The organism is Massilia cellulosiltytica, from assembly GCF_047325105.1.
Lineage (GTDB): Bacteria > Pseudomonadota > Gammaproteobacteria > Burkholderiales > Burkholderiaceae_D > Telluria > Telluria orientalis.
In genome coordinates this window covers 845,792-871,012 of the sequence record NZ_CP168562.1, presented here as the reverse complement: position 1 = coordinate 871,012, position 25,221 = coordinate 845,792, and the positions used below count along the sequence as shown (strand labels likewise).

At 67.6% G+C, this 25,221-nt stretch carries 24 protein-coding genes; 15 read left to right on the top strand and 9 right to left on the bottom strand.

Annotation, left to right across the window (positions count from 1 at the left end):
- Nucleotides 1-9 precede the first annotated feature (9 nt).
- From ACEN9H_RS03795 to ACEN9H_RS03780, 4 genes are all read left to right on the top strand, one after another.
- Nucleotides 10-2,091, top strand: a complete 2,082-nt coding sequence (locus ACEN9H_RS03795; RefSeq protein ID WP_413673845.1) for a putative bifunctional diguanylate cyclase/phosphodiesterase — start codon at nt 10-12, stop codon at nt 2,089-2,091.
- 33 nt (nt 2,092-2,124) lie between these two features.
- Nucleotides 2,125-3,036 (top strand): LysR family transcriptional regulator, encoded by a 912-nt coding sequence (locus ACEN9H_RS03790; protein ID WP_413673844.1) that lies wholly within the window; start codon nt 2,125-2,127, stop codon nt 3,034-3,036.
- 115 nt (nt 3,037-3,151) lie between these two features.
- Complete coding sequence (locus tag ACEN9H_RS03785; protein ID WP_056130815.1) at nt 3,152-3,478, top strand: nuclear transport factor 2 family protein; 327 nt, start codon at nt 3,152-3,154, stop codon at nt 3,476-3,478.
- Nucleotides 3,475-4,257, top strand: a complete 783-nt coding sequence (locus ACEN9H_RS03780; protein WP_413673843.1) for an SDR family oxidoreductase — start codon at nt 3,475-3,477, stop codon at nt 4,255-4,257. The genes ACEN9H_RS03785 and ACEN9H_RS03780 overlap by 4 nt, the downstream gene beginning before the upstream one ends.
- An 11-nt stretch (nt 4,258-4,268) precedes the next feature.
- On the opposite strand, the gene ACEN9H_RS03775 is transcribed toward ACEN9H_RS03780, so the two are convergent.
- A complete protein-coding gene (locus tag ACEN9H_RS03775; RefSeq protein ID WP_413673842.1) occupies nt 4,269-6,110 on the bottom strand; it encodes a glycoside hydrolase family 13 protein in 1,842 nt (613 codons plus the stop codon).
- A 127-nt stretch (nt 6,111-6,237) separates the two neighbouring features.
- Between ACEN9H_RS03775 and ACEN9H_RS03770 the strand changes: the two genes are divergently transcribed.
- Together ACEN9H_RS03770 and ACEN9H_RS03765 are read left to right on the top strand one after the other, a co-directional pair.
- Entirely contained in the window at nt 6,238-6,852 is a 615-nt protein-coding gene (locus ACEN9H_RS03770) for an IMPACT family protein (RefSeq protein WP_413673841.1), read from the top strand.
- A gap of 103 nt (nt 6,853-6,955) precedes the next feature.
- On the top strand, nt 6,956-8,125 hold the full coding sequence (locus tag ACEN9H_RS03765; RefSeq protein ID WP_056328378.1) for an MFS transporter: 1,170 nt from the start codon (nt 6,956-6,958) through the stop codon (nt 8,123-8,125).
- Between the two features lie 91 nt (nt 8,126-8,216).
- Here the strand turns inward: ACEN9H_RS03765 and ACEN9H_RS03760 are convergent, their stop codons facing one another.
- The gene (locus ACEN9H_RS03760; protein ID WP_413673840.1) at nt 8,217-9,164 is read right to left on the bottom strand and encodes a choice-of-anchor A family protein; all 948 of its coding nucleotides are present in this window, start codon (nt 9,162-9,164) and stop codon (nt 8,217-8,219) included.
- 73 nt (nt 9,165-9,237) lie between these two features.
- Nucleotides 9,238-9,792 (bottom strand): cysteine hydrolase family protein, encoded by a 555-nt coding sequence (locus ACEN9H_RS03755; protein WP_413673839.1) that lies wholly within the window; start codon nt 9,790-9,792, stop codon nt 9,238-9,240.
- 103 nt (nt 9,793-9,895) lie between these two features.
- Here ACEN9H_RS03755 and ACEN9H_RS03750 point away from each other — a divergent pair, with 103 nt between their 5' ends.
- The gene (locus ACEN9H_RS03750) at nt 9,896-10,804 is read left to right on the top strand and encodes a LysR family transcriptional regulator (RefSeq protein ID WP_413673838.1); all 909 of its coding nucleotides are present in this window, start codon (nt 9,896-9,898) and stop codon (nt 10,802-10,804) included.
- Nucleotides 10,805-10,825: 21 nt separating this feature from the next.
- Here ACEN9H_RS03750 and ACEN9H_RS03745 read toward each other — a convergent pair whose 3' ends face one another.
- Complete coding sequence (locus tag ACEN9H_RS03745; protein WP_413673837.1) at nt 10,826-11,665, bottom strand: DUF2306 domain-containing protein; 840 nt, start codon at nt 11,663-11,665, stop codon at nt 10,826-10,828.
- A gap of 133 nt (nt 11,666-11,798) precedes the next feature.
- On the opposite strand from ACEN9H_RS03745, the gene ACEN9H_RS03740 reads away from it, so the two are divergent.
- The 6 genes from ACEN9H_RS03740 to ACEN9H_RS03715 all read left to right on the top strand — a co-directional run bounded on the left by ACEN9H_RS03740 (nt 11,799) and on the right by ACEN9H_RS03715 (nt 17,282).
- Complete coding sequence (locus ACEN9H_RS03740) at nt 11,799-12,869, top strand: sensor histidine kinase (protein WP_413673836.1); 1,071 nt, start codon at nt 11,799-11,801, stop codon at nt 12,867-12,869.
- Nucleotides 12,866-13,639 (top strand): LytR/AlgR family response regulator transcription factor, encoded by a 774-nt coding sequence (locus ACEN9H_RS03735; RefSeq protein WP_413673835.1) that lies wholly within the window; start codon nt 12,866-12,868, stop codon nt 13,637-13,639. The genes ACEN9H_RS03740 and ACEN9H_RS03735 overlap by 4 nt, the downstream gene beginning before the upstream one ends.
- A gap of 111 nt (nt 13,640-13,750) precedes the next feature.
- Nucleotides 13,751-14,521, top strand: coding sequence for an isocitrate lyase/PEP mutase family protein (locus ACEN9H_RS03730; RefSeq protein ID WP_413673834.1), 771 nt, complete (start codon nt 13,751-13,753; stop codon nt 14,519-14,521).
- Nucleotides 14,518-15,663, top strand: coding sequence for a hypothetical protein (locus ACEN9H_RS03725; protein WP_413673833.1), 1,146 nt, complete (start codon nt 14,518-14,520; stop codon nt 15,661-15,663). Before ACEN9H_RS03730 ends, ACEN9H_RS03725 begins: the two co-directional genes overlap by 4 nt.
- Nucleotides 15,660-16,427, top strand: coding sequence for a DUF4198 domain-containing protein (locus ACEN9H_RS03720; RefSeq protein WP_413673832.1), 768 nt, complete (start codon nt 15,660-15,662; stop codon nt 16,425-16,427). Before ACEN9H_RS03725 ends, ACEN9H_RS03720 begins: the two co-directional genes overlap by 4 nt.
- A 48-nt stretch (nt 16,428-16,475) precedes the next feature.
- On the top strand, nt 16,476-17,282 hold the full coding sequence (locus ACEN9H_RS03715; protein WP_371763999.1) for a helix-turn-helix domain-containing protein: 807 nt from the start codon (nt 16,476-16,478) through the stop codon (nt 17,280-17,282).
- Between the two features lie 6 nt (nt 17,283-17,288).
- On the opposite strand, the gene ACEN9H_RS03710 is transcribed toward ACEN9H_RS03715, so the two are convergent.
- From ACEN9H_RS03710 to ACEN9H_RS03695, 4 genes are all read right to left on the bottom strand, one after another.
- The gene (locus tag ACEN9H_RS03710) at nt 17,289-18,125 is read right to left on the bottom strand and encodes an HDOD domain-containing protein (protein ID WP_056328356.1); all 837 of its coding nucleotides are present in this window, start codon (nt 18,123-18,125) and stop codon (nt 17,289-17,291) included.
- 128 nt (nt 18,126-18,253) lie between these two features.
- Nucleotides 18,254-19,285 (bottom strand): BON domain-containing protein, encoded by a 1,032-nt coding sequence (locus tag ACEN9H_RS03705; RefSeq protein ID WP_413673831.1) that lies wholly within the window; start codon nt 19,283-19,285, stop codon nt 18,254-18,256.
- A gap of 84 nt (nt 19,286-19,369) precedes the next feature.
- Complete coding sequence (locus ACEN9H_RS03700) at nt 19,370-20,059, bottom strand: hypothetical protein (protein WP_056130761.1); 690 nt, start codon at nt 20,057-20,059, stop codon at nt 19,370-19,372.
- Nucleotides 20,060-20,165: 106 nt separating this feature from the next.
- Nucleotides 20,166-21,125 (bottom strand): AraC family transcriptional regulator, encoded by a 960-nt coding sequence (locus ACEN9H_RS03695; protein ID WP_371769134.1) that lies wholly within the window; start codon nt 21,123-21,125, stop codon nt 20,166-20,168.
- 78 nt (nt 21,126-21,203) lie between these two features.
- Here ACEN9H_RS03695 and ACEN9H_RS03690 point away from each other — a divergent pair, with 78 nt between their 5' ends.
- Nucleotides 21,204-22,421, top strand: a complete 1,218-nt coding sequence (locus ACEN9H_RS03690) for an MFS transporter (protein WP_413673830.1) — start codon at nt 21,204-21,206, stop codon at nt 22,419-22,421.
- Between the two features lie 10 nt (nt 22,422-22,431).
- A complete protein-coding gene (locus ACEN9H_RS03685; protein ID WP_413673829.1) occupies nt 22,432-23,439 on the top strand; it encodes an NADP-dependent oxidoreductase in 1,008 nt (335 codons plus the stop codon).
- Here ACEN9H_RS03685 and ACEN9H_RS03680 read toward each other — a convergent pair whose 3' ends face one another.
- Nucleotides 23,440-25,080, bottom strand: a complete 1,641-nt coding sequence (locus ACEN9H_RS03680) for a methyl-accepting chemotaxis protein (RefSeq protein ID WP_413673828.1) — start codon at nt 25,078-25,080, stop codon at nt 23,440-23,442.
- Nucleotides 25,081-25,221: the final 141 nt, after the last annotated feature.

Below are 25,221 nucleotides of genomic sequence, written 5' to 3'. Positions count from 1 at the left end.
AAGGCCCGCATGGAACAACTCATCGAATGGATCAACCGGCAGGCACTGAGCACCAAGCTCAAATGGACCTACCTCGTCACGAGCGGCGGCGTGATGCTGCTGTCGACGCTGTTCCTGATCGGCATCCAGCTGTACTTCTTCACGGCCGCGCTGGTGCGGCAGACGCAATCGCAAGCGACGATGGCGGGCGAGAACCTGACGGCCGCCATGGCCTTCGCCGATGCCGAGGCGGCCGGCGATATCCTGTCCGCGCTGCGCGTGGCGCCGGACGTGCAATCGGCCGTCGCCTATGACGCGAAAGGCAAGGCGTTCGTCAGCTTCGTGCGCGATCCGCAGTCGCCCCCGGCCGCGCACGACCCGCGTGCGCGCGAGACGGAGGTGGATGTCCGCGGCGTCAGCGTCACGCGCCGCATCCAGGTCGGCAGCCGCCTGCTCGGCACCGTGGTCGTGCGCAGCAGCGTGACGAGCGTGTACCGCCAGCTCGCGCTGTACCTCGCGCTGGCGCTGCCGATGACGCTGATCCTGCTCAGCCTCTCGTACTACGCGCTGTCGCGCCTGCAGCGCTATTTCACGGCCCCGATCCGGGCGCTGTCCGCGGTGAGCGAGCAGATCTCGCGCCAGGGCGATTATTCGCTGCGCGCCGAGGTATCGCAGGCGGCGGACATCGGCCTGCTCGCGCGCACGTTCAACGGCATGCTGGACCGCATCCAGAAGCGCGAACTGGAACTGGAAGCGGAGATCAACGAACGCAAGCGCATCGAGGTCAAGCTGGACCGGCTGGCGCACTACGATCCCGTCACGCAGCTCAACAACCGGCACTTCTTCAACGAGCGGCTGGAATCCGTCCTCGCGCGCGCCCGCAAGTTCGACGAGCGCACGATCCTGATGTTCATCGACCTGGACAACTTCAAGACCGTCAACGACACGCTCGGCCACGACATCGGCGACGAACTGCTGCGCCTCGTGTCGCGCCGGCTGTCGGAGACGCTGCGCTTCGGCGATGTGCTGTCGCGCATCGGCGGCGACGAATTCGGCATCATCCTCGAGAACGTGAGCCAGGTCGGCGTCGCAGCGCTGATCGCGGAAAAATGCCTGCTCAAGCTGGCCGACCCGATCCACATCCACGGCCACGACATCCACATCGGCGCGTCGATCGGCATCAGCGTGTACCCGGACGACGCGACCGACATGCACGCGCTGCTGAAATACGCGGACACCGCGATGTACTACGCGAAGAACGGCGGCAAGAACGCGTGGCGCATGTTCACGCCCAGCATGCGCGACGACGCCCATAAACGCTTCAAGCTGGACAACAACCTGCGGCGCGCGCTGGAACGCGACGAGTTCGTGCTGCACTACCAGCCGCAGGTCGACCTCAAGACGGGCGACATCGTCGGCGTCGAAGCGCTGATCCGCTGGATCCATCCGCAACTGGGCATGGTCAGCCCCAACGACTTCATCCCCGTCGCGGAGGACACGGGCCTCATCGTGCCGATCGGCGAATGGGTACTGCGCGAAGCGTGCCGCGACCTGAAGCGCTGGCACGCGGAGGGCCACCTGCTCCGCGTGGCCGTCAACCTGTCGGGCCGCCAGCTCAAGGAAAGCAACCTCGTCGCGGCCGTGCTGGCGACCTTGCGCGAGGCCGACGTCGACCCGTGCTGGCTCGAACTGGAACTGACGGAGAGCATGCTGATGGACGCGTCCACCGACATCGTCGACCGCCTGCACGCGCTGACGGACGCCGGCATCCAGCTCGCGATCGACGACTTCGGCACGGGCTATTCGTCGATGAGCTACCTGAAGACCTTCCCCGTGCGCGCGCTGAAGGTGGACCGCAGCTTCGTGCGCGGACTGCCGCAGGATCCGGAAGACGCGGCCATCACGCGCGCCATCATCGCGATGGCCAGGAGTCTCAGGATGGAGATCGTGGCCGAAGGCATCGAGACGCAGGAGCAGCACGACTTCCTGCGCGCGCACGGCTGCGACAAGTCGCAGGGCTACCTGTACGGCCGGCCGTGCCCGGCCGCGCAGATCGGGCAGATGCTCGCGCGCTCGGGCGCGGACGCCTGCGCCGTCGATTCAGTCGTCTAGAATGAGGACTTGTCATGTAGAAAACAGCACAGAATGCGTGGATCCGAATTTGTCGAGCTAAAAGCATTTGTCGCGGTCGTCGAGCGTCAGAGTTTCGCACGGGCAGCAGAACACCTTGGCCTGTCGCCGTCCGCTCTCAGCCAGACCATCCGCCAGCTGGAAAGCCGTCTGGGCAGCCGCCTCCTCAATCGCACCACCCGCAGCGTTGCACCGTCGGCCAGCGGCGAGCAGCTGTATCAGCGCCTGGCCCCCTTGTTCCGGGAAATGGACATCGCTGTTGCCGAAGCCAGCGAAGCGGCAGGGCAGATGCGCGGTACGCTGCGCATCAACACGCTCGGGATCGGCGCCCGGACGATCATTGCGCCACGCCTCGCACGCTTTCATCAAGCCCACCCCGATGTCGTGCTCGACATCGTGGTCGACGATGCGCTGGCCGATATCGTCACCGGCCGCTTCGATGCGGGCATCCGCGTGGGTGGGCAGCTCGAGAGGGACATGGTCGCCATCCGCCTGACGCCGGACATGAACATGGTCGCGGTGGCGTCTCCGGACTACCTCGCGCGTCACGGCACGCCCAGGTCACCCGCCGATCTGCACGAGCATGCCTGTATCAACTGGCGGCTGCACATGGAGGGCAGGCATTACCGGTGGGAGTTCAAGAAGCGTGAGCAGAGCATCGAAGTCGCGGTCGCCGGGCCGGTGGTCACCAATCATGCCGACATCGGCATTGCCGCCGCGCTGAACGGGCTTGGGATTGCCTATCACTTCGAGCAGGATGGCGTGGGCGAGCTGTTGGCGCAGGGGCGGCTGGTCCAGGTACTTGCCGACTGGTCGATCACCCGGCCCGGGCTGTTCCTGTATTACCCGAACAGGCAGCATCGACCCGCCCTCCTCGGTGCCTTCATCGACTGTCTGCTGGATCGCGGCCCCTTCGACCGGCCCTGACCGGCCGCCGCATTATGCACGCGATTCTACATAAGCCGTGCAAATTCTAGAATATTCCCTAATTAAACGGGGGCACGCATCATAGGGCTTCAGTCACCACCCTGGAGCCACGAACATGCATACCCTGACACTGCCCGAACCCATCGCCACATACTTCGCGTCCGAACACCATCCTGAAGCGCTGGCTCGGTGCTTCAAGGCGGACGCCATCCTGAAGGACGACGGCCACACCTACGAAGGCGTCGACGCCATCACGGCCTTCCTGGCCGCGGCGTCGGTCAAGTACAACGCGACGACCGTGCCGTTCGACATGGAAGACAACGACGGCTTTCACGTCGTCCGCGCCAAAGTCACCGGCAACTTCCCCGGCAGCCCGGCCAACCTGTCCTACCGCTTCGGCCTCGAACGTGGCCTGATCGACTCGCTGGAGATCAGCGTATGAGCTTCGACCTCGAATTGAAAGGCAAGCGCGCCCTCGTCACCGGCGGCACCAAGGGGCTGGGCGCGGCCCTCGTCAAGAGCCTGCAGGATGCCGGCGTGGAGGTGATGACGTCGGCACGCTCCGCCCCGGAGAAGCCGGTGCAGGGCGTGAGCTATGTGACGACCGACTTGTCGACTGCGGAAGGCGTGGCGAAGCTGGTCAGTGCGGTCGAGGAACGCTGGGGCGGCGTCGACATCCTGATCAACAGCCTCGGCGGTTCGACCGCTCCGGTCGGCGGTTTCGCGGTCCTCGACGACGCCGTCTGGTTCAATGAACTGAACCTCAACTTCATGGCTGCGGTGCGCCTGGATCGTGCACTGGTGCCGGGCATGCTGGCAAAGGGCGCAGGCGTCGTACTGCACGTGAGCTCGATCCAGCGCATCCTGCCGCTCTGGACATCGACGACCGCTTACGCTGCGGCCAAGGGCGCCCTCTCGACCTACAGCAAGTCGCTGTCGAAGGAAGTGACGCCGAAGGGTGTGCGTGTCCTGAGCGTCTCGCCGGGCTGGATCGAGACCGAGGCGTCGGTCGAGTTCGCCGAGCGCATGGCGCGCGAACACGACACGGACTACGAGGGCGGCAAGAAACTGATCATGGACTGGCTCGGCGGCATTGCCGTCGGCCGCCCCGCCAGGCCGCAGGAAGTGGCGGATTTCATTACCTTCCTCGTCTCGCCGCGCGCCGCATCGGTCGCAGGCTCGGAACATGTGATCGATGGCGGAACGGTGCCGACCGTATAGTCGTCAACGTATCACCACTCGACCACGACGGACGTCATGGCCGGCAGCGCCAGCGGCGCGCGCAGATCGACGGCGGCGCCGGTCAGCACGTTGCGGCCCTGGCGCGCCTGCCTGACCATGCCGGCGAAGCGCGCCAGGTCCAGCTGCGTGGCCTGCGGATTCTTGTTCAACACGACCATCACCGTCTGCCTGCCGTCGTGGCGGAAATAGACGTAGTGGCCGTCGCTGGGCATGTAGTGCGTCAGCTTGCCGGTCTTGACGGCGGAGCTGGTCTTGCGCCAGTTGAACAGCGTGCGCACGAGGTGCTGCATGTCGCGCTGGGCGTCCGTCAGGCCCGTGCCCGTGAACGCGTTCACGGTGTCGCCCGCCCAGCCGCCCGGCATGTCCGCGCGCAGCACGCCGTCGGTACGCTGCTTCGGTCCCTGGATCAGCATCTCGGTCCCGTAGAACACCTGCGGGATGCCGCGCGTCGTCGCCATCAGGACCAGGTCCGTTTTCAACAGGTCGACGTTGCCGTCCACCTGCGCCAGCGCCCGCGGGCGGTCGTGGTTGTCCGGGAAGACCATCAGCTTCAGCGGATCCGCGTACAGGTAGTCGGCCGCGATGGTCTCGTAGATCCTGATGAGGCCCTGGCCGCTGTCTTCCGGCGCCGTCAGCGCTTTCGGGGCCGCGTCGACGAGCGGGAAGTCCATCACGGAGGGCAGCTCGGAACTGAAGCCGTCGCGGTTGACGACGCCCTTCTGCCAGTACGCGACCATGTACGGGCGGTCGTCCATCTCCTCGCCGACGACGTTCAGGTGCGGATACTCCGCGCGCACGGCACGGTTCCAGTCGTTCAGGAAGGCCGGGTCGGCGTACGAATACGTGTCTTCGCGGATGCCGGACAGGTTCGCGTACTCGATCCACCACAGCGTATTCTGGATCAGGTAGCGGGCCACCAGCTTGTTCTTCTGGTTCACGTCCGGCATCGTCGTATCGAACCAGCCGTCGACGAAGCCGGCCTTGTCTTCCGGCGCCGCGTGGATGTCCTGGGCCACCGTGTGCTGGTTGTTGGTCTTGACGAACCGCGTGCCATGGTTGATCCAGTCGGACGACGGCATGTCGTGCATCCACCAGTGGCCCGTGCCGATATGGTTCACCACGACGTCGTGGATCACGCCGATGCCGCGCGCATTCGCCGCCGCCACGTAGTTGCGGTAGTCCTCGTTGCTGCCGAAGCGCGGATCGATCCTGTAGTAATCGGTCAGCGCATAGCCGTGGTACGAGTACGCCTGCTGGTTGTTTTCCAGCAGCGGCGTGGGCCAGACCATCGTGAACCCGAGGTTGCGGATGTAATCGAGCTGCGCCTGCATGCCCGCCAGGTCGCCGCCGTGGCGCCCGTCCGGATTGCCGCGGTCGCTCTTTTCGCGCATGCCCGCATCGTCGTTGGCCGGGTTCCCGTTCGCAAAGCGGTCGGGCACGATCAGGTAGACGGCGTCGCCGGAATCGAAGCCGCGCCGTGCCGCCGAATCCTTGCGGCGCGCGTCGAGGCGATACGGGACGGTCGTGACCACGTCCTTGCCGCGCTTGAGCTGCAGTTTCAGTTCACCGGGCTTCGTCGTCGCGCCGATCTTCAGGTTCACGAACAGGAAGTTCGGATTGTCCGTACGCTCCACGCTGGCGATGCGCACGCCGGGGTAAGCCAGCGCCGGCTCCAGTTCGGCGATCTTTTCGCCATGCACCATCACCTGCAGGTCGGACGACTTCATGCCGACCCACCAGTTCATCGGTTCCACGTGCTGGATGGCGTACGGCGCGGCGCCGGCCCACAGCGCGGGCAGCATGGCCGAGATGGCCAGGACGAGCTTCTTCATGTTATCTCCATAGTAATTTGTAGTAAAGTAACATGATTAAAGATATTAATTCAAACCATACCGGGTATTTTTTGTAGTTTTACTTCTTTATGCGATCCAAACGGAAATACAGTAAGCTGTACCCCCCATGCCGCAGACCATCCTCACCCCCGTCCACCACGAACTGATCATCAAGAAAAGCCGCTTCATCTCCTGCGTCCAGCCGATGCCCGACCGGGCCGGCGCGCAGAAGATCGTCGCCGGGCTCAAGGCCGCGCATCCGGGCGCCGCGCACGTGTGCTGGGCGCTGCTGGCGGGCGGGCAATCGGCCGCCGTCGACGATGGGGAGCCCAGCGGCACGGCCGGCCGGCCCATGCTGGACGTGCTGCGCCACCAGGACCTGGAAGGCGTGCTGGCAACCGTCGTGCGCTATTTCGGCGGCGTCAAGCTGGGTGCGGGGGGTCTCGTGCGCGCCTACACGGACAGCGTCGCCCAGGCGCTGCTGGGTGCGCAGAAAATCGCCATCATCCGCCAGCGCCACCTGCGCTGCGACGCGCCCTACCCGCTCGAAGGTCTCATTCGCCGCGAACTGGACACCGCCGGCGCCACGCTCGATGCCGTCCAGCATGCGGACGCCGTCTCGTTCGCCTTCCACCTGCCGGACGACAAGGCCGCGGCGCTGATCGCCCGGCTGAGCGAGGCCGGCAATGGCCGCATCCATTGGCGCGCGGAAAACGACGACCCGCAAGCAGACTCGGCCTGATACCGCTATCATGTGAGGCTATACCGGACATCACGACTCAAAAGCGGACTCGCCCGACGCGAGCCGCCATAATGTCCGGCTTCCTCCAGCAAAGACTACACACATGATCAAGAAAAGCCTGGCGCCCCTGGCCCTGGGCGGTTTCGGTATCGGCATGACGGAATTCGTCATGATGGGCATCCTGCCCGATATCGCGACCGGCCTCGACATTTCCATTCCCCAAGCGGGCTATCTGATTTCGGCGTATGCGGTCGGCGTGGTCGTCGGCGCGCCGACGCTCGTCAGCATGCTGTCGCACCGCCCGCCGCGCAGCGTGCTGATCTGGTTCATGCTGATGTTCACGGCATTCAACGCGCTCTCGGCCTTCGCACCGAACTTCCACACGATGCTGCTGTTCCGCTTCCTGGCCGGCCTGCCGCACGGCGCCTTCTTCGGCGTGGGTGCCGTCGTCGCCACGCGTCTCGCGGACAAGGGCAAGGAGGCAGCCGCGCTCGCCAGCATGTTCTCCGGCCTGACCATCGCGAACGTGCTGGGCGTACCGGCCGGCACCTGGCTCGGCCACAACATGAGCTGGCGCTTCGTGTTCCTGATCGTGGCCGTGATCGGCCTCGCGACGATGATCATGCTGCACAAGCTGATCCCGTATTTCGAGGCGACGCCGGGCGCAGGCCTGCGCCAGGATCTGAAGATCTTCCGCAAGCCGAACCTGTGGCTCGCGCTGGGCATCACGTCGATCGGCACGGGCGGCTTCTTCGCCTGGCTCAGCTACATCGCCCCGCTGCTGACGGACGTGACGCACTTCCACGCGAATACGATCCCGCTGATCATGACGGCGGTCGGCGTCGGCATGACGGTCGGCGTGAACGTGGGCGGCAAGCTGGCGGACCGCGTGCCGCCGCTGACCGCGATCATCATCCTCCTGATCACGATGGTCGCGCTGCTGTGCATGAATGCGCTGCTGGCGTCGTCGCAGCCGGCGATGATGGTGCTGGCGTTCGCCGTCGGCGCGAACGCGCTGGCGCTGGGCCCGCCGATCCAGATGCTGCTGATCGAGCACTCGCGCGAAGCGGAGATGCTGGGCTCGTCGCTGGGCCAGTCCGGCTTCAATATCGGCAATGCGCTGGGTGCGTTCCTCGGCGGGATTCCGCTGACGCTGGGCTATTCGTATGCGTCGCCGCAATGGGTGGCGGCGAGCCTCGCGCTGTCCGGCGTCGTGCTGGCGCTCGCGATGCGAGCGCATGGCCGGCGGGTCGCGGTGGCGGTGCCCGCGTAAGTCGATACGTCGTCCCCGCGAAGGCGGGGACCCAATTTTGCATGCGTTTCGATACGCCTGAGACTTGGCGGGAACGACGGATCAAACGATCTTAGTCCAGCTGGCGCCTTCTTCTCGTCACGCCCACAGCAACCAATCCTGCCACTACCAGTGCGATACTGCCCGGCTCCGGCACATGCGCCGACGCCGCATCGCCGCCCTTCTCGAGCTTCAAGCCGGCGATATCGACCGGATTGAAGTAGTGGTTCGAATTGACCTGCACCGTGGACGACCAGGTATCGACGACCACGTTCCCGTTGATGACGCCCCAGTTCGCCGACTGCGTCGCATACGGCGCCAGCACGCTGCCGATCACGCCGCGCACGTCGATGGTCTTCGCTTCGTAAAAATTAAACAGCACGTTGTAGCCGGCGAGCGGCTCGAAGCTGATGCCGCCATTGTTGAAGGTGCCCGCGTTGCCGCTCACATTGAAGACGAGCGTCTCGCCCGGCACCAGCTTGTCCAGCGTCCAGCTGCTGGAAGTGGCGAACAGGTCGGACGACACGTTGAAGATGTCGACGCCGCCGCGGCCGCTGCCCGTCACCTGCACGCCGCTCCACAAACGTGTGACGGCGCCCGTCGGATCGAGGTCGGACAGTGCGTCGGCGACGCCCTTGTAGTAGCTCGTCGCCCCCTTGAAGTCGACCGGATTGGTGGCGGCCATCTGCGGCGTCGCGGCCCACGTCAGCCCGGTGGTGCCGCCCACATACGCTTTGCCGTTCTCGATCGAACCGCCCGTCAACGACAGGTTGCCGCCCGCGACCAGCGCATAGCCGTCCTTGCCGAATGCGTTCTTGCCGTTATGGTTGATCGAATAGCTGGACACCGTCACATTGCCGCCCGCCACGACCGCGCCTTCGACGTCGCTGGACGGCGCCGTGAAGTCGTGGATCGCGTACAGGTTCGCGCCGCCGACCGGCGCCATCAAGTCCAGTACGGTCGCGTGGGCGGAACCGGAACCGAGGACGGCAATGGCGAGGGCAAGCGGGGCAATGCGCATGATATTTCTCATTAGAAATGTATGATTCTCTACAGTATCATCGTTTCCGGCAATTTCGCTAGAATTTTTCCTCTTATTCCCCCTGCATGGCCGCCGTGCTCGTCACCGTGGCAAATTCGCCATGCAGGCTCGCGACTGCCGTCGCATGCATCTGCTCCGCGCTGAACCACGTGCCATCCGGCCCCGTGCGCTCATGCGTGGCGCAGGCATCCTCGACGAGGAACGTTTGAAAACCGAGATTGCCGGCCATGCGCGCCGTCGTCGACACGCAGTGGTCCGTCGTCAGGCCGCACAGCACGACCGTCTCGATGCCGCCCGCGCGCAACCGCGCCTCCAGGTCCGTGCCGATGAAGGCACTGTTCACATCCTTCGGAATGACGATCTCGCCCGGCAGCGGCTGCGCTTCCGGCTTGAACGCGTGGCCCGGCGTGCCCGGATAAAACGCGCCCTTGGCGCTGCGCGAGCCATGCTGGACGTGGAACAGCGGCCGTCCCGCTTTTCTCCAGGCGGCCAGCAGCGCGGCGATGTTTTGCTCGGCCTGGGGGTGATTGCGTCGGCCCCAGCGCGGGTCGAGGAAGCCCTGCTGGACGTCGATGATGACCAGGGCGGCATTGGCGAAGGTGTGCATGGGTGTCCTTTCATGAAAAACCACATGGTCGCCGCCGCACCGCCATGACGCTACCGAAATGCCGGATAATTGCCGGTTCATCCATGACAGATTTCGATGGTTCATGAAGCTCAGCCAACTTCACATGCTCGTCGCGGTGGCGGACCACGGCAGCTTCAGCGCCGCCGCGGCGGAACTCGGGTGCACGCAGTCGCGCATCAGCCATGCGATCGCGGAACTCGAACGCGAACTGGACACGCGCCTGCTTGCGCGCGCACGTGACGGCTCGCTGCCCACCGAGGCCGGCCGGCGCGTGCTGGACAAGGCGCGCGCGATGCTGCGGCTCGAAGACGCCCTGCGCGCCAGCGTGCGTGACGACGACGCCATCGAAGGCCGGGTGCGCATCGCGTGCTTCCGCAGCATCGGCACGCACCTGCTGCCGTATGTCGCCGAAGCGCTGGCGGCCCGCCATCCGCAGCTCGTGCTCGACATCGACGACGGCTGCAACGACCGCCTGGAAGTCGTCGCCGCGCTGCGCGCCGGCCGCGCGGACGTCGGCATCGCCCAGTTGCCTGTGGAAGACGGCTTCGTCGTCCATCCGTACGTGGCCGACGACTACGTGCTCGTCGTCCCGGCCGCGCGCGCGTTCACGCTGCCCGTGACGTGGGACCAGCTGGACGGCCTGCCGTTCATCCGCCTCGGCTGCTCCGGCGCGGATGCGATCCTCGCCCGCTGCCGCGCGGCCGGCCTCGCCGCCACGGCCGAGCGCACGCTGGGCAACGACACGAGCATCGCGGCGATGGTGGCGCGGGGCATGGGCTGGTCGATCCTGCCGCGCCTCGCGACGTATCCCGAGCCGGACGAGGTGCGCGTGCTGCCCCTGCCGATCCCCGCCCGGCGCCAGTTCGCGCTGGCGGGAGCGCGCGACACGATGCGTAGCAGGCATGTAAAAGCCGTGCTGGACGTGCTGCGCGACCGCCGGCTGCTGGCGGCCACGCGCGCCGGCCAGGCAGGCATCCTGCGCTGGACATGACACGCTGCGCAGCGTGCCCGATTACATGTGCGGCAGCCACATGCCGGCCGTCGCCACGACGACGCCCGCGCCCGTCGCCAGCGCCAGCCCGGACATGACGAACGCCATGCCCCATTGCCGGAACGCGCCGCCGCGCGCACGGCAATACAGGTACAGTTCAAGGACGGCCAGCGGCAGCAGGAACTGCGCGAACGCGAGGAAGCTGAGGAACGGACCACGAAACGTGTCGGCGTCGAACCCGGCGGGTCCGCGGTTCAGCGCCAGCCAGAACATCAGTCCGACCCGGAAGAACCAGACACCGCCGACCGCAAGAAACAGGCGCAACGCCCAGCGGCGGTGCGCCGCGACGTCGCCCGCGATGATCCGCTGCAGCGCCAGCGCCGCGCAGGCCACGACGACGACACCGTTGAGGCTCGTACCCAGGTGCTGGACGACGTCGCCCACGGCGCCACGCCACCAGACCATGTAGATGCCCGTGACGCCCGCGACGACGGCGGCGCCGAGATAGAACCTGCCGTTCCAGCGGTGGAATGCGGGCACGCGGGCACGCAGTCGGGGAACCAGTTGCAGCGCTCCGCTGCACATGACGAGGGCGGCCAACAGCACGTGGGCAATGGTGGCGGCGTTGCCGGCAGGGTCGCCGTCCACGTGCCCGTGCGTCATCACCGTGTTCCATTGCCCGCTGTGCCCGCGCAACAGCGCGCCGCCATACAGCGCCACGATATACGCCGCGAACACGAGCTGTCCGGCCACCGTGACCAGGAACCACAGCGTCGTCGCCCACCGCAACGCGCGGGCAGCCGATGCGTGCGCGGTGCCTGCGCCCCGGACCGCGAGGAATGCACTACTGGGTACCATCATGCTTCTCCATGGAGTGATCGATGCCGCAAGGTAGCCGCGCCCACGCTCCCGGCCAAGGCGGCCGGCGCAACCATGCGACCAATGACGGTTTCGGGGGCTTGAATGGCGGTCGCGTTGCAGGTATCGTGGTTCGATGTCTGCGACGACACCTCTTCCACGCCCGGCCGCGACCCTCCTGCCGACGGCACGCCAGTGCGCCGTCGTCGCCATCTTCACGCTATCGCTGTCCTGGCTGCTGCACGTGCTGAGCGGCACCCCGTATCTCGGCGTCTTCGGCCGGATCGGCTTCATCGGCGCGGCCCTGCTGATGGCATACTCGATTGCCGGTGGCGTCCATCCGCGCTGGATGGGGCCGGGCCCCGCGCGCCTCGCGGCGGTCGTCCTGACGGCGCCCGTGGCGGCCCTGATCACGGCGCTGGCAACGCAACGGGGCCGTTTTCTCGCCTACCTCGGGGATACCCAGACGCTGGTCGGACACGTTTTCATGGTGGTCCTGTCGATCTTTTTCGGCGTGCTGTTTTCCCTGGTCGCGATGCGCAACGAGCGCAAGGCCCGCGAGCGCGCCGACCAGCTCGGGATCGAACTGGAAAAGAACCGGCTCGAGCGCGAACTGCTGGATGCCCGTTTGCGCATGCTGCATGCGCAAATCGAACCGCATTTCCTGTTCAATACACTTTCCAATGTCGAGGCCCTGGTCGCGGCCGGCTCCCCCAACGCGGGCCCGGTCCTCCGGCACCTCATCGCCTACCTGCGGGCGGCCATGCCGCGCCTGAACGATGCGGATGCCACCCTGGAGACGGAACTGCAACTCGTCCGTTCCTACCTGGAGCTGATGCAGCTCCGCATGCCGGACCGTCTTCGATTCACGGTGTCGGCTCCCGCCGGCGCGGGAACGCTGCGCTTTCCCGCCATGGCGCTCCTCACGCTGGTCGAGAACGCGATCCGTCACGGTATCGACCCGAACATCGATGGCGGACGCATCGACGTGGGCGGCCGCCTCGACGACACGGCCGGAAAACTGGTCTTGTGGGTCCACGATACCGGCAAGGGAATGTCCGAAACCGCGCAGCCCGGCACCGGGCTGTCGAACCTGCGCACCCGCCTGCACGCGTTCTACGGCGACGGCGCACGCGTCGACCTGCATGAGGTGGAGCCGCATGGCCTGCGCGTCGAACTGCACTTTTACGCTGGAGGGAAAGCATGAAGCGGTACACCGGGCTCATCGCCGACGACGAGCCGCTGCTGCGGGAACGCCTGCGCACCCATCTCGCCGTGTTGTGGCCCGCACTGGAGCTGCTCGACGACGCACGCAACGGCGCCGAGGCGCTCGACCTGTTCGACCTGCACCGGCCCGACATCGTCTTCCTCGACATCCACATGCCCGGCCAGAACGGCATCGACGTCGCGCGCCAGCTTGCACGCCGCGCCCACCTCGTATTCGTTACGGCCTACGAGCAGTACGCCGTGCAGGCGTTCCAGCAGGGCGCCATCGACTACGTCGTCAAGCCGATCGACCGGACACGCCTGGCCGATACCGTCGAACGCCTGCAACGTCAACTGGCCCTGCCGATCCAGCCGGATGCCGCACTGGAGGCCATGCTCGACCAGCTCGCCGGCAGGCTGGGACAGCGCATGACACCGTCCTTGCCCTGGCTACAATGGATCAAGGCGTCGGTCGGCAACAGCTTGCGGCTGATCCCGGTGGACCAGGTACGCTTCCTGCGCGCCGACGACAAGTACACGCGCGTCGTATGGGAAGAAGGCGAGGCGCTGATCCGCAAGAGCATCCGCGAACTGGCGGAGCAGCTGGACCCCGCGCGTTTCGTGCAGACGCACCGGTCCGTGATCGTCAACCTCGGATGCGTGAGCGAGGTCGTCAGGGGCGTGAACGAGACGGCCGACCTGCACATCCGCGGCAGCAGCGAGGTCTTGCCCGTCAGCCGTCATTACCTGTACCACTTCCGGCAAATGTAGGCGCGAACGGCGGCCATGACCTCCGAGGTCATGCCGGCATGACCTCGGACGTGATTGAGCGCGCTGCGCCCACCCGCCACACTGTGGTCTCCGATTACCAGGGAGACCACCATGTCCGACCAGATCCTCAAGGCCCGCGCGCTGCGCGCACTGCACACGCCGGGCGCGCCGCTCGTTCTCTTCAACTGCTGGGATGCCGGCAGCGCGCAAGCCGTCGCCGTCGCCGCCGCCGGCGCGCGGGCGATCGCCACGGCCAGCTGGGCCGTCGCCGCCGCCAACGGGTATGACGACGGCGAACAGCTGCCCCTTGACCTGGCCATCGCCAACATCGCACGCATCGCCCGCGCCGTCACCCTGCCCGTGACCGTCGACCTGGAGCGCGGCTACGGCGCCACGCCGACCGAGGTCGCCGACACCGTCGCGCAAGCGATCCGCGCCGGCGCCGTCGGCTGCAACCTCGAAGACGGCATCGCCACCGGCGGCTTGCGCGATCCCGGCGAACAGGCCGTGCGCCTGCAAGCGGCACGCGACGCCGCCGACAGGCTCGACGTCCCGCTCTTCATCAACGCCCGCACGGACGGCTTCCTGCTCGCGGCACCGGGCGATCACGACGACGCCCTGCTCGACGCCACCCTGGCGCGCGCCCGCGTGTACGCCGCGCACGGGGCCGATGGCCTGTTCGTGCCGGGCCTCGTCGACGCGGCGCTGATCGAGCGGCTCGTGCAGGCCTCGCCCTTGCCCGTCAACCTGATGGCCGCCGCCGGCACGCCCTCCCTGGCCACGTTGCGCGCCCTCGGCGTGGCGCGCCTGAGCCACGGCCCCGGCCCGTACCTGCAGGCGATGCGCGCACTGGAAGACGCCGCGCGCGGCGGCGCCGCATGATGCCGGCCCGGCTCGCGCTCGCGGCGGCGCTGCTGCTGCCCTCGGCCTTCACCGCGGCGTCCGACCACCTGGATTCGCCGAAGGTGATCGCGGACCCGCGCGTGGACATCGGCGACATCTACGCGTGGACCTCGGCCGACGGCCGCCGGCTGAATCTCGTGATGACCGTCGTCGGCCACGCGCTCGACAAGAACGCCGAATACGCGTTCCACATCGACAGCGGCCCGCGCTTTCCCGACACGACGGCGCGCACCGACATCGTGTGCCGCTTCCCATCGAAGACGCAGGCGGACTGCCTGATCGGCCGCGACGAAACGATCCAGGGCGACCCGGGCCGGCTTGCGGGACTCGCGAGCGCGAGCGGCCGTAGCCGGCTGTTCGCGGGCCTGCGCGACGACCCGTTCTTCAACAACGTGAAGGGCTCGCGCGCCGCGTTCGACCTGGCCGCGGCGACGCTCCGGCAGGGCGTGCCGCGCGATGCGGCGGGCTGTCCCGCCTACACGCCGAAGCAGACGGCCGCGATCCTCGACCGGTGGCGCCACACGGACGGCGGCCCGGCCCGCGACTTCCTCGCGGGCTGGACGCCGATGGCGATCGTGCTCGACGTCGACCTCGGCCTCGTCAACCGCGGCGGCCCGGTGCTGGCCGTGTGGGCCGATACGCGCGTCGACGACGTCCGCATCGACCGCATGGGCCGGCCGCTGACGGGCAACGGCCTGCTCGCGCACCTGGGCAGCGACGAGGAAGCCGATGCGTACAAGCTCCGCTACAACGCGGCGACACCGGGGACGGCGGCCGAATTCGTGCCCGTCATCGCCAGGTCGCTCGCGCTGTACGACGGCTACGACGGCCGCTGCGGTAACCAGCTCATGATCGACGCCGCCGCGCCGCCCGGGCAGCGCTACCTGCCACTGGCGCGGTTGCTGGCCGACGACCGGCTGTGGGTCGACAGCGCGGTCGCCACGTGCACGCAACTGTTCGGCGTGGAGCTCGGGCTGCACGACTGCGGCGGCCGGACACTCCATTACGACGCGGTGAACGTGTACCGCTCGCTGCTCGCCGGCGGGACGAACGATGCGGTCACGGACGGCGTGCGCGCGGACGACCAGCCGCATTCGGACACGGTGTTCCCGTTCCTGTGAGGGCGTGCCTGTTCCTCATCCTGTGCCTGGGCACGAACGCCCGCGCGCACGACTTCTGGGTCAACCCGGACAGCTTCGTCGTGTCGGTGGGCGCCAGCACCGCCCTCAGCATGCAGGTGGGCCACGGCGACACGCGCCGCACGTCGATGATCCCGTCGCGCCGCATCAAGCGCTTCGCCGCATGGACGCCGGGCGGTGACGTCATCGACCTGCGCAACGACGGCAGGCTCGCGCCCGCGGAGCCGGGCCTGCATGTGCTGGTACTGGAAACGGACGCGGACGCGCTGAGCCATCTGCCGGCCGACCGCTTCGACGCCTACGTGCGGGAAGAAGGGTTGTGGCCCGCGGCGGCCGCGCGCGGACGGGATGTCTTCGAGCGTTACCGGCGCGTGGCGAAGGCGCTCGTGCAGGCCGGCGCGCCCGGCGAAGGCAGCCAGGATCTCGCCACGAAGCGCCTCGGCCTGCCGCTGGAAATCGTGCTGGTGACACCGCCGTCGGACGGCGGCATGCTGACCGCGCAGGTCATCCATCAAAGCCGTCCGCTGGCCCGGGCACTGGTGAAACTGACGGACCTCGACCACGACGCGCAGCCCGTCGCCGCGCAGGTCACGGATGGCGAAGGCCTCGTGCGGCTGCGCCGTCCGCCGCCGGGCCACTGGCTGTTGAACGTGGTGTGGACCACGCCGCTGGACGGCGACGAGGGCATCGACTTCGACACGATCTTCTCGAGCCTGTCCTTCGCCGTGGCGGCACCTGGGCCATGACCTCCGACGTCATGGCCCGGCGCCGCGCGGCCGGGTTATCATCGGCGGATGACGCCTCTCGACCTCGCCCCCGTCCCCGTCGGCCTGCTCCTGCGCGAATGGCGCGCGGCGCGGCGCCTGAGCCAGCTCGACCTGTCGCTGGACGCGAACATCTCCGCCCGCCACCTCAGCTGCATCGAAACGGGCAAGGCGCAGCCCAGCAGGACGCTGCTGATGCGCCTGGCCGACGTGCTGGACATGCCGCTGCGCGAACGTAACGCGCTGCTGCGCGCGGGCGGTTATGCGCCGAGTTATCCGGAGACGGGACTCGACACGCCGGCCATGGGCCGCATCAACCAGGCGATCGATTTCATCCTGCGCCAGCAGGAACCGTATCCCGCGTTCCTCATGAACCGGCACTGGGACATCCTCGCGACGAACCAGGCGGCGCAGCGCGTGAACGGTTTCGTGCTCGACGGGCGGGCGAGCAAGCACGCGAACATGCTGCGCGCCGTGTTCGATCCCGACGATCTGCGGGGCGCGCTTGCGAACTGGGACGACGTGGGCGGCACGCTGATCGGCCATCTGCACGCGCTGGTCGCGGGGTCGCCGACCGATACGAAGGCGCGGGCGCTGCTGGACGAGATCCTCGCGTATCCGAACGTGCCGTCGCGCTGGCGGTTGCGCGACCTCGATACGCCGCCTGCGCCGCTGCTGACGACGGAATTCCGTCACCGCGGGGTGACGCTGAGCTTCTTTTCGACGATCACGACATTCGGCACGCCGCGCGACATCACCATCGACGGGCTGCACATCGAATCGTGCTTTCCGATGGACGAGGCGACGGCGCAGTTCTGCCGCCAGCTCGGCGGCTGAAGCCCGTCAGACGAGCAGCGCGCCGCCCATCGACGCCGCGATCTCCGAGGCTTCCTCGATCATGCGATGGAGGGTCTCCTCGTCCACCAGGTAGTCGAGCGCGCTCTCGCTGTGTTCGGGCAAGGGGGCGCGCGCCGTGCCGAGCGGCGACGGCACGCTGGCGTACATGTTCGCCAGCAGCAGCGTGTCGAGCAGCGAAGCGGGCGGCATGTGCAGCCAGGCGCCGCGCAGCTCGAAGATCGCCTCGGCGACCGGCTCGGGCAGCGCCAGCTTGCGCGCCACTTCGCGCGTGACGACGTCCTCGCACAGCTCGGCCCATTTTTCCGGATCGTCATCCAGCAAGCCCGGGAAGCCGTCGGCGCGCGACAGCAGGTAAAAGCCGCCGACCTCGTGGACGATGCCGGCGAACATCGCCGTGTCCGGATTGACGAAGGTGACGTGACGCGCGAACACATGGGCCAGCGCGGCCACCTGCACCGTGTGTTCCCACAGCTGCTCGGCCTTGGCGCGCAGGTCCGGATCCTCGATGCGGGCGCCGAACTGGCGCACGACGAGGCTCGCGACGAGCGTCTGCAGGTTGCGGTAGCCGACCCGCGTCACGGCCGAGCGCACGTTGGTGACGGGGCGCCCGCTCGTGTTGAACGTCGACGAATTGGCCAGCGCCACCGTGCGCGCCGCCAGCTGCGGCTCGCCCAGCACGAGGCGGATCGCGTCCTCCAGGTGGCAATCGGGGTCGTTGAGCGCGTGCTGCAGGCGCAGCACCGCGTTCACGCTGGTCGGGAAGGAAATCTCACCGCGCGCCGCCTGGGCGGCGATGGTTCCAAAAGCTTCGAGTCTGTTCACGGCCGCGATTATACCGTGCCCTATCCAACGTAAATGCGTTTCCGGCGGCTTCGTGACAACTTGTGGTAGATCAGCAAAAAAAACAGCCCGCCAACTTCGGCGGGCCGCAGGGGCAGACAGCGGATGGCTTATTTGACCTTGATGGCGCTCTTGACGCTGGATACGCCGTCGACGCCCTTCGCGACTTTCACGGCTTTGTCGGCCTCGTCCTTCGAATTCACGAAGCCGCTGAGCATCACGACGCCCTTTTCCGTCTCGACATGGATGCCGAGCGAATCGAGGTTCGGTTCCTTGACGAGGCCGGCCTTCACCTTGGTGGTGATGGCGGTATCGGAGGCGGCCACGCGGGTCTTGCCGGCGGCATTGCGGGTCGTGTCGGCCGTCTGGTCGCCGGCGCGGTCCATCGCGTTGTCGGTCTTCCGGGCGACGGCCGAACCGGCCTCCTTCGTCTTCTCGACGGCCGAGTGCGCCACTTCCTTCGTCTTTTCAGCAACTGTCACGGCCGCGGCCTTCACTTTGTCGCCCGCGGTCGCGGCAGTGTCGCGCGTCTTTGATGCCGCATCGGCGGCATTCTCGCGCACGGCCGACGGTTTCGTTTCAACGAGGCAACCCATCTTCGCATCGGCGCCCATCTGCGCGCACTTGTCGACGGCGGCCGCCTTGGCCGGGTCGCGCGTGTCGGTACTGGTCACGAGGCCACCGCCGGAAGCCTGGCTGCCGCCGCCGCTGGCGCCGCTGCTCGTCGTGCCTGCGCGGTCGGCCTTGGCGTCGGCCAGCGCGGCCGTGTGCACGGATTTCGCGTTATCCATGCAGCTGTCCTTGTCGGCGCCGCTCTTCGCGTCGCACTTGGCCTTGGCCAGGTCGTACTCGGCGTCGGCGACGTTGGTGCGCGTGCGGGCGCGGCCGGCTGCCGTGTTGTTGTACTTGGACAGTGCATCGGCCTCGGTGCGGGTGCGCGCCAGCCGGGCGTCGGCCATGCAGATGTCCTTGTCGTTGCCGCTCCTGGCGTCGCATTTCGCTGCCGCCGCCCGGTATTCCGACTCCGCTTTCTGGGTGAGATTGCGGTAGGTCGCCGGGTCGTGGTTGAGTGCCGCAGTCGGTGCCGCGGCGAAGCTCGCGCCTGCAGCCGTCGCGAGCAAGGTCGCAATCAGCGTTTTCATGGTCTTGTCCCTGTGTTGTTTGTTGTGACAGCCAGATTTAACGCCCGCACGCCAGGGACCTCTGTGCGGCACCGAACGCTAGTCTCAATCGTCGCTCAGCAGCCCCTCGCGCCACAACGGCGCCGCGTCCTCGAACGGCTTGCCGGCACTGCCGAAGCGGGCGCCGTCGCGCGCGAGGCGCACCCACGCGCGGGTGTCGTGGCCGTTGCGCGCGACCGGCTGGTCGTGCCTGAGCTTTTCCAGCCACGCGTAGATGCGGCCGTAGTCGCCGGGGTGGCGGTCGTGCGTCCAGGCCAGCGCCACCAGGTCGGCATAGCCTTCCTCACGGCGGGTTTCACGCATCGCCTTCGACGCCGCCAGCAGCGACGGATCGTCCGCCGTCTCCTCGTTCACCTCGACGAAGCCGGCCGGCAGCGCATGCCACGCGCCCTGCGCATAGCGCCAGCAATGGCCGATCTCGTGGGCCGCCATCGCCTCGATCAATTCGCCCTGCTCGGCCGCCGGCACGCCTTCCAGCTGGCGCTCGGCATCCGGATTGCCGCGCAGCGACAGCACGAGCTTGCAGCGGCCGCCCGCGAATCCCATCGCCATCGGCACGTCGTTCGGACCGGCCTGCGGCTGGACGACGACATCGATGGGCAGGCTCAGGCTGCGCGAGTACGCGAGGACGGGGAGCGCGGCGCCGAGCCAGCGCTGCTCCAGCGGCGTGAGGTCGGCGGCGGCGGCGGGAAGGGTTGCGCACAGCAGGGCTGCGGCGAGGACGGCTTTGGACATGGGGGACTTCCCGTTGGATATTTAAAATGCCTAACGGCAATTTTAAATCCGGTTGAAGCCCCTTTTTCAGCAATATTTTTGCGCCTGTTTAAAAGCGTAATCTTGCCTATCCGGCCACGCGCGCCTCGCTGGGCGGATGCCCGATGACGCGTTTGAAGGCGCGGCTGAACGACGCCTCGGAGTCGTAGCCGAGCCGGTTCGCGACGGTCGCCACGCGCATGCCGTCGCGCGCGATCCAGTGGCGCGCCTGGAACATCTTGACCTTGGCCACGTACTTCGCGGGCGTCTCGCCGACGGCGCTGGAAAACTTGTCGATGAAGCTAGACCGCGACGCGCCCATCACCCCGGCCAGTTCGCTCACCGACCAGTCGCGCTCCGGCTGGCGGTGGATCGCCGCCAGCACGCGCCCGATCTGCGGACAACGCACGGCCGCGATCCATCCGCTCGCATCGCTGCACGCGCATTCGACCCACGCGCGGATGATGCTGGCGGCCAGCACGTCCGCCAGCCGCGCCAGGATGCCGCAGGCGCCGATGCGGTCGAGGGCGACTTCGCGCTCCATCGCTTCCAGCATCGCATGCACGGCCGGGTCGCGCTGGCCCAGGTCGGCGGCGCGCATCGCCTCCGGCATCATCGCCAGCAGCGGGTGCAGCGGGTCGAGATTGAAGCGCATCGCCCCGCAGAACAGGACCTGCTCCGCCGCCGCGTCCTGCGGACCGGCGCCGCTCACCAGGTACAGGTTCTCCGACACGGCCTTGCGCGCCAGCGAGTCGATCTCCACCGCCGGCAGGTCCGGACTGCTGGCCATCACGTGGGCCGTGCCATGCGGCAGCAGCACGGCATCGCCGGGATTCAGCTGCAGCCATCCCTTCGTGGCCGTGTGCATCCAGCAGCTGCCCTGCGCGACGAAGTGGAAGCTTGCCTCCCGCTTGGCGGGGAACGCGACGGCCCACGGTTCGCGCATCACGCAGCGGCCGTATTCGACGCCGTCGAGGCGTAGCCCGAGGAGGATTTCGGTCAGGGCGTCCTGGCCGGTCTTCGGATCCCTGTTTGGACGAATGGTCATGAGATTCGGATTGAATGGCATGGAAAGTCCAGAATCTTAACCCTACACTGCCATCTCCACAACATCCCGAGGTATCCGATGAACGAATCCACCTGCATCGACGCAGACGCACATGTCACACCGCCGCGCATCACGGTCCAGGCGCAAGACGCGAACTGGGGCGGTATCGCCAGCCTGGCGCTGGGCGTGTTCGGCCTCGTGACGGCCGAGTTCCTGCCGGCCAGCCTGCTGACGGCGATGGCCGCCGACCTCGGCGTCTCGGACGGCGCCGCCGGCCAGGCCGTCACCGCCACCGCGGCGGTGGGCGCCGCGGCCGCGCTGACCATCCCCGTCCTCACGCGGAACCTCGACCGCAAGCGGGTGATCCTCGCGCTGACGTCGCTGCTGGTGCTGTCCAACGTGCTCGCCGCGACGGCGCACAGCCTGCCGGTACTGATCGCCGCGCGGGCGCTGCTGGGCATTGGCCTCGGCGGCTTCTGGTCGATGGCCGCCGCGCTCGCGATGCGCCTCGTGCCGGACCATCTGTTTGCGCGGGCGATGTCGCTCATCCTCACCGGCGTGTCCGTCGCCACCGTGTGCGCGGCGCCGATCGGCGCGTACATGGGCGACTTGTGGGGCTGGCGCAGCGCGTTCGTGGCCGCCGGCGTCGTCAGCGTCGTCACCCTGGGCGCGCAATGCTTCACCGTTCCCGCGCTGCCGCCGAAGGACAACCCGAACGTCAAAGTCCTGTTCGAACTGCTGGGCCGGACCAACGTGCGCGTCGCCCTGCTCGCCGTGCTGCTCGTGATTTCCGGGCACTTCGCCGGCTTCACCTACATCCGCCCGTTCATGGAACAGGTCACGCACCTGTCGGTCGGCACGATCTCCGCCGCCCTGCTGGCCTACGGCATCGCGGGCTTCTTCGGCAATATCGCCGGCGGCTTCCTGGCCGAACGCAGCGAGCGCCTCGCCATCGTCGCGGGCGCCGCCCTGATCGCGCTGCTGGCCGCCACGCTGTGGGTCGCCGGCACGTCGGCCCCCGTGACCATCGCGGCGATCGCGGCATGGGGCTTCGCGTTCGGCGCCTTCCCGATCGGCTTCCAGACGTGGATCGTGCGCGCCGCGCCCGACCAGGCCGAAGGCGCGGGCGGGCTGCTCGTCGCCGCATTCCAGATCGCCATCGCCAGCGGCGCCGTCGGCGGCGGCATCCTCGTCGACCGGATCGGCGCGCCGGGCGGCCCCATCTTCGCCACCGTCGCGCTCACGCTCGGCGCACTGCTCGTCGTGCGCTACGGCCCGCGTCCCGCATCCAGTTAAGGAGACCACCATGACGAATCGCCGTATCGTTCTTGCCGCCCATCCGCAAGGCCTTCCGACCCCGACGGATTTCCGTCTCGAGGACACGCCGGTCCCGGTGCCGCAGGACGGCCAGGTGCTGCTGCGCACCGAATGGCTGTCGCTCGACCCGTACATGCGCAACCTGATGGAACAGGTCGGCCCCGGCTATGCCGATCCCGTGCCGCTGGGCGCGGCGATGGTTGGGGGCACGATCAGCCGCGTGCTCGAGTCGCGCCATCCAGGTTTCCGGGCGGGCGACCTCGTCGTCGGCGCCGCCGGCTGGCAGGAGTACGCGCTGTCGGACGGCAGCGGCCTGATGCCCGTGGGCGACCTGGCGCGGCCGTCGCTGGCGCTGGGCACGCTCGGCATGCCGGGCTTCACGGCGTACGTCGGGCTGCTCGACATCGGCATGCCGAAGCCCGGCGAGACGGTGGTCGTCGCGGCGGCCACCGGCGCCGTCGGCTCGGTGGTGGGCCAGATCGCGCAGATCAAGGGCGCGCGCGTCGTCGGCATCGCCGGTGGTCCGGACAAATGCCGGTACGCGGTGGAAGAACTGGGATTCGATGCGTGCGTGGACCATCGCGATCCGCGCTTCGCCGGGCTGCTCGCGGCCGCGTGCCCGGACGGCATCGACGTGTATTTCGAGAACGTGGGCGGCGCCGTGTTCGATGCCGTGCAGCCGCTGTTGAACGTGAACGCGCGCGTGCCCGTGTGCGGCTTCATCTCGCACTACAACGGCGGCGTTGCCGAAGGCCCGGACCGTCTTGCGACGTGGATGGCGACCCTGCTGTCGAAACGCATCCGCATGCAGGGTTTCATCATCCTGGACCACTACGGGACGCGCTTCGACGCCTTCCGCGACGACATGGCCGGCTGGCTGGCGGCCGGCAGGATCAAGGTGAAGGAAGACGTCGTCGACGGCCTGGAAAACGCCCCCGCCGCGTTCATCGGCCTGCTGCAGGGGCGGAACTTCGGCAAGCTCGTGGTACGGCTTTGATCACGCGGCGGCGATGCGCTCCCGGCGCGCGGCCGGTACGACGGCAAGGCTTGCGGACGGCCGCGCCGCCTGCGTATCCAGTTTGAAAATGCTGACGAGGCGCGCGAGGTTCGCCGCTTCGTCCTGCAGCGCGGATGCGGCCGCGCCGGCCTGCTCGACGAGCGCCGCGTTCTGCTGCGTCGCTTCGTCCATCTGGCCGATGGCGCGGTTGACCTGTTCGATGCCGGCGCTCTGCTCCTGGCTCGCATGGCTGATCTCGGCCATGATGTCCGTCACGCGCTTGACGCTCGTGACGATCTCTTCCATCGTGCTGCCCGCCTCGTCGACGAGCTTGGCGCCGTCGTCGACCTTGGCGACCGAATCGCTGATCAGTGTCTTGATTTCCTTCGCGGCCGCGGCCGAACGTTGCGCCAGGCTGCGCACCTCGCCCGCGACGACGGCGAAGCCCCGTCCCTGCTCGCCCGCACGGGCCGCCTCGACGGCCGCGTTCAGCGCGAGGATATTCGTCTGGAACGCGATGCCGTCGATCACGCTGATGATCTCGGCGATCTGCTTCGACGAGTCGTTGATCGACGCCATCGTCTGCACGACCTGCGCCACGACGGCGCCGCCGCGCTGGGCCACGCTCGATGCCGACTCGGCGAGGGCGTTCGCCTGGCGCGCGTTGTCCGCGTTCTGGCGCACGGTGCCCGTCAATTCTTCCATCGACGACGCCGTCTCTTCCAGCGTGCCGGCCTGGCGCTCGCTGCGCTCGGACAGGTCCTGGTTGCCGGCCGCGATTTCCGTCGACGCATTCGCGATCGTGAGCGTACCCGCGCGCACCTGGCTGACGATGTTCACGAGGCTGTCGCGCATGCCCTTCATCGCGTACAGCAGGCTGGAACGATCCTCGGCCCGCGTCTCGATCGGGACAGACAGGTCGCCGGCCGCGATGGCGCCCGCGATCCCGACGGCGTAGTCCGGCTGGCCGCCCAGCTGGCGCAGCAGGCCGTGGCTGATGAACCAGGCCGCGGCCGCGCCGGCGGCGGCGGCGACGGCCAGGATCGCGAGCATCCAGGCAAAGAAGCTGTGCGACAGCGCGCGCGCCTGCGCGGCCGCGTCGTTGTTCAGCTTTTCTTCCAGGTCGATGAGGCGGTTGACGCTGGCGAGCCAGTCGACGAAGGCGGGGCCGGCCTGCTTGTCCAGCAATGCCGTCGCCTCCGCCGTGTTGTCGGCCTGGCGCAGCGCGATGAGTTGCGCGATCAGCGGCTGCGTGCGGGCTTCGACGTCCTTGATCGCGGCCAGCGCCTGTTTTTCTTCCGGCAGAATGTCGCTGCGCGCCGCGAACAGCCGGTCGAGCGGCGCGGCCGAGCGCTGGTAGTCGTCGTCAAGTTTCTTGATCAGGTCGGCGTGGCGCTGGGCCGTCGGGGCCGTGGAAGCCAGCACGACGTCGCGGATGGCGATCGAGCGGTCGTGCACGCTGCCGCGGAAATTGATCGCATAGCGTTGCTTGACGCTGTTGACGTCGTTGATGCGGATGAGGATGTCGTCGATCTGGCCGACACGGTGGATGGCGAGGCCGGCCAGCACCGCCATGAGGGCGAGGACGCTGCCGAAACCATAAGCCAGTCGTTTGCCGATCGTGAGTCCAGTAATTGTCATTGTGTGCTCGCGTGATGGGATCGGAATAAATATTTCCAATAGGAAACGATTCCAAATATAGCACACAAATGCCAAATTTGATGTTGGGGCAGGTCTAATACCTGCCCTTTGGCAGGGTTTTATTGCCGAAAATAGCGACGT

Bases quoted from the DNA above. Each gene is read 5' to 3' on its own strand.
- ACEN9H_RS03690 (WP_413673830.1), top strand. From the start codon at position 21,204: ATGAACGAATCCACCTGCATCGACGCAGACGCACATGTCACACCGCCG.
- ACEN9H_RS03740 (WP_413673836.1), top strand. From the start codon at position 11,799: ATGTCTGCGACGACACCTCTTCCACGCCCGGCCGCGACCCTCCTGCCG.
- ACEN9H_RS03760 (WP_413673840.1), bottom strand. From the start codon at position 9,164: ATGCGCATTGCCCCGCTTGCCCTCGCCATTGCCGTCCTCGGTTCCGGT.
- ACEN9H_RS03770 (WP_413673841.1), top strand. From the start codon at position 6,238: ATGCCGCAGACCATCCTCACCCCCGTCCACCACGAACTGATCATCAAG.
- ACEN9H_RS03765 (WP_056328378.1), top strand. From the start codon at position 6,956: ATGATCAAGAAAAGCCTGGCGCCCCTGGCCCTGGGCGGTTTCGGTATC.
- ACEN9H_RS03680 (WP_413673828.1), bottom strand. From the start codon at position 25,080: ATGACAATTACTGGACTCACGATCGGCAAACGACTGGCTTATGGTTTC.
- ACEN9H_RS03785 (WP_056130815.1), top strand. From the start codon at position 3,152: ATGCATACCCTGACACTGCCCGAACCCATCGCCACATACTTCGCGTCC.
- ACEN9H_RS03685 (WP_413673829.1), top strand. From the start codon at position 22,432: ATGACGAATCGCCGTATCGTTCTTGCCGCCCATCCGCAAGGCCTTCCG.
- ACEN9H_RS03715 (WP_371763999.1), top strand. From the start codon at position 16,476: ATGACGCCTCTCGACCTCGCCCCCGTCCCCGTCGGCCTGCTCCTGCGC.
- ACEN9H_RS03795 (WP_413673845.1), top strand. From the start codon at position 10: ATGGAACAACTCATCGAATGGATCAACCGGCAGGCACTGAGCACCAAG.
- ACEN9H_RS03725 (WP_413673833.1), top strand. From the start codon at position 14,518: ATGATGCCGGCCCGGCTCGCGCTCGCGGCGGCGCTGCTGCTGCCCTCG.
- ACEN9H_RS03730 (WP_413673834.1), top strand. From the start codon at position 13,751: ATGTCCGACCAGATCCTCAAGGCCCGCGCGCTGCGCGCACTGCACACG.
- ACEN9H_RS03755 (WP_413673839.1), bottom strand. From the start codon at position 9,792: ATGCACACCTTCGCCAATGCCGCCCTGGTCATCATCGACGTCCAGCAG.
- ACEN9H_RS03700 (WP_056130761.1), bottom strand. From the start codon at position 20,059: ATGTCCAAAGCCGTCCTCGCCGCAGCCCTGCTGTGCGCAACCCTTCCC.
- ACEN9H_RS03750 (WP_413673838.1), top strand. From the start codon at position 9,896: ATGAAGCTCAGCCAACTTCACATGCTCGTCGCGGTGGCGGACCACGGC.
- ACEN9H_RS03775 (WP_413673842.1), bottom strand. From the start codon at position 6,110: ATGAAGAAGCTCGTCCTGGCCATCTCGGCCATGCTGCCCGCGCTGTGG.
- ACEN9H_RS03780 (WP_413673843.1), top strand. From the start codon at position 3,475: ATGAGCTTCGACCTCGAATTGAAAGGCAAGCGCGCCCTCGTCACCGGC.
- ACEN9H_RS03745 (WP_413673837.1), bottom strand. From the start codon at position 11,665: ATGATGGTACCCAGTAGTGCATTCCTCGCGGTCCGGGGCGCAGGCACC.
- ACEN9H_RS03790 (WP_413673844.1), top strand. From the start codon at position 2,125: ATGCGTGGATCCGAATTTGTCGAGCTAAAAGCATTTGTCGCGGTCGTC.
- ACEN9H_RS03695 (WP_371769134.1), bottom strand. From the start codon at position 21,125: ATGACCATTCGTCCAAACAGGGATCCGAAGACCGGCCAGGACGCCCTG.
- ACEN9H_RS03735 (WP_413673835.1), top strand. From the start codon at position 12,866: ATGAAGCGGTACACCGGGCTCATCGCCGACGACGAGCCGCTGCTGCGG.
- ACEN9H_RS03705 (WP_413673831.1), bottom strand. From the start codon at position 19,285: ATGAAAACGCTGATTGCGACCTTGCTCGCGACGGCTGCAGGCGCGAGC.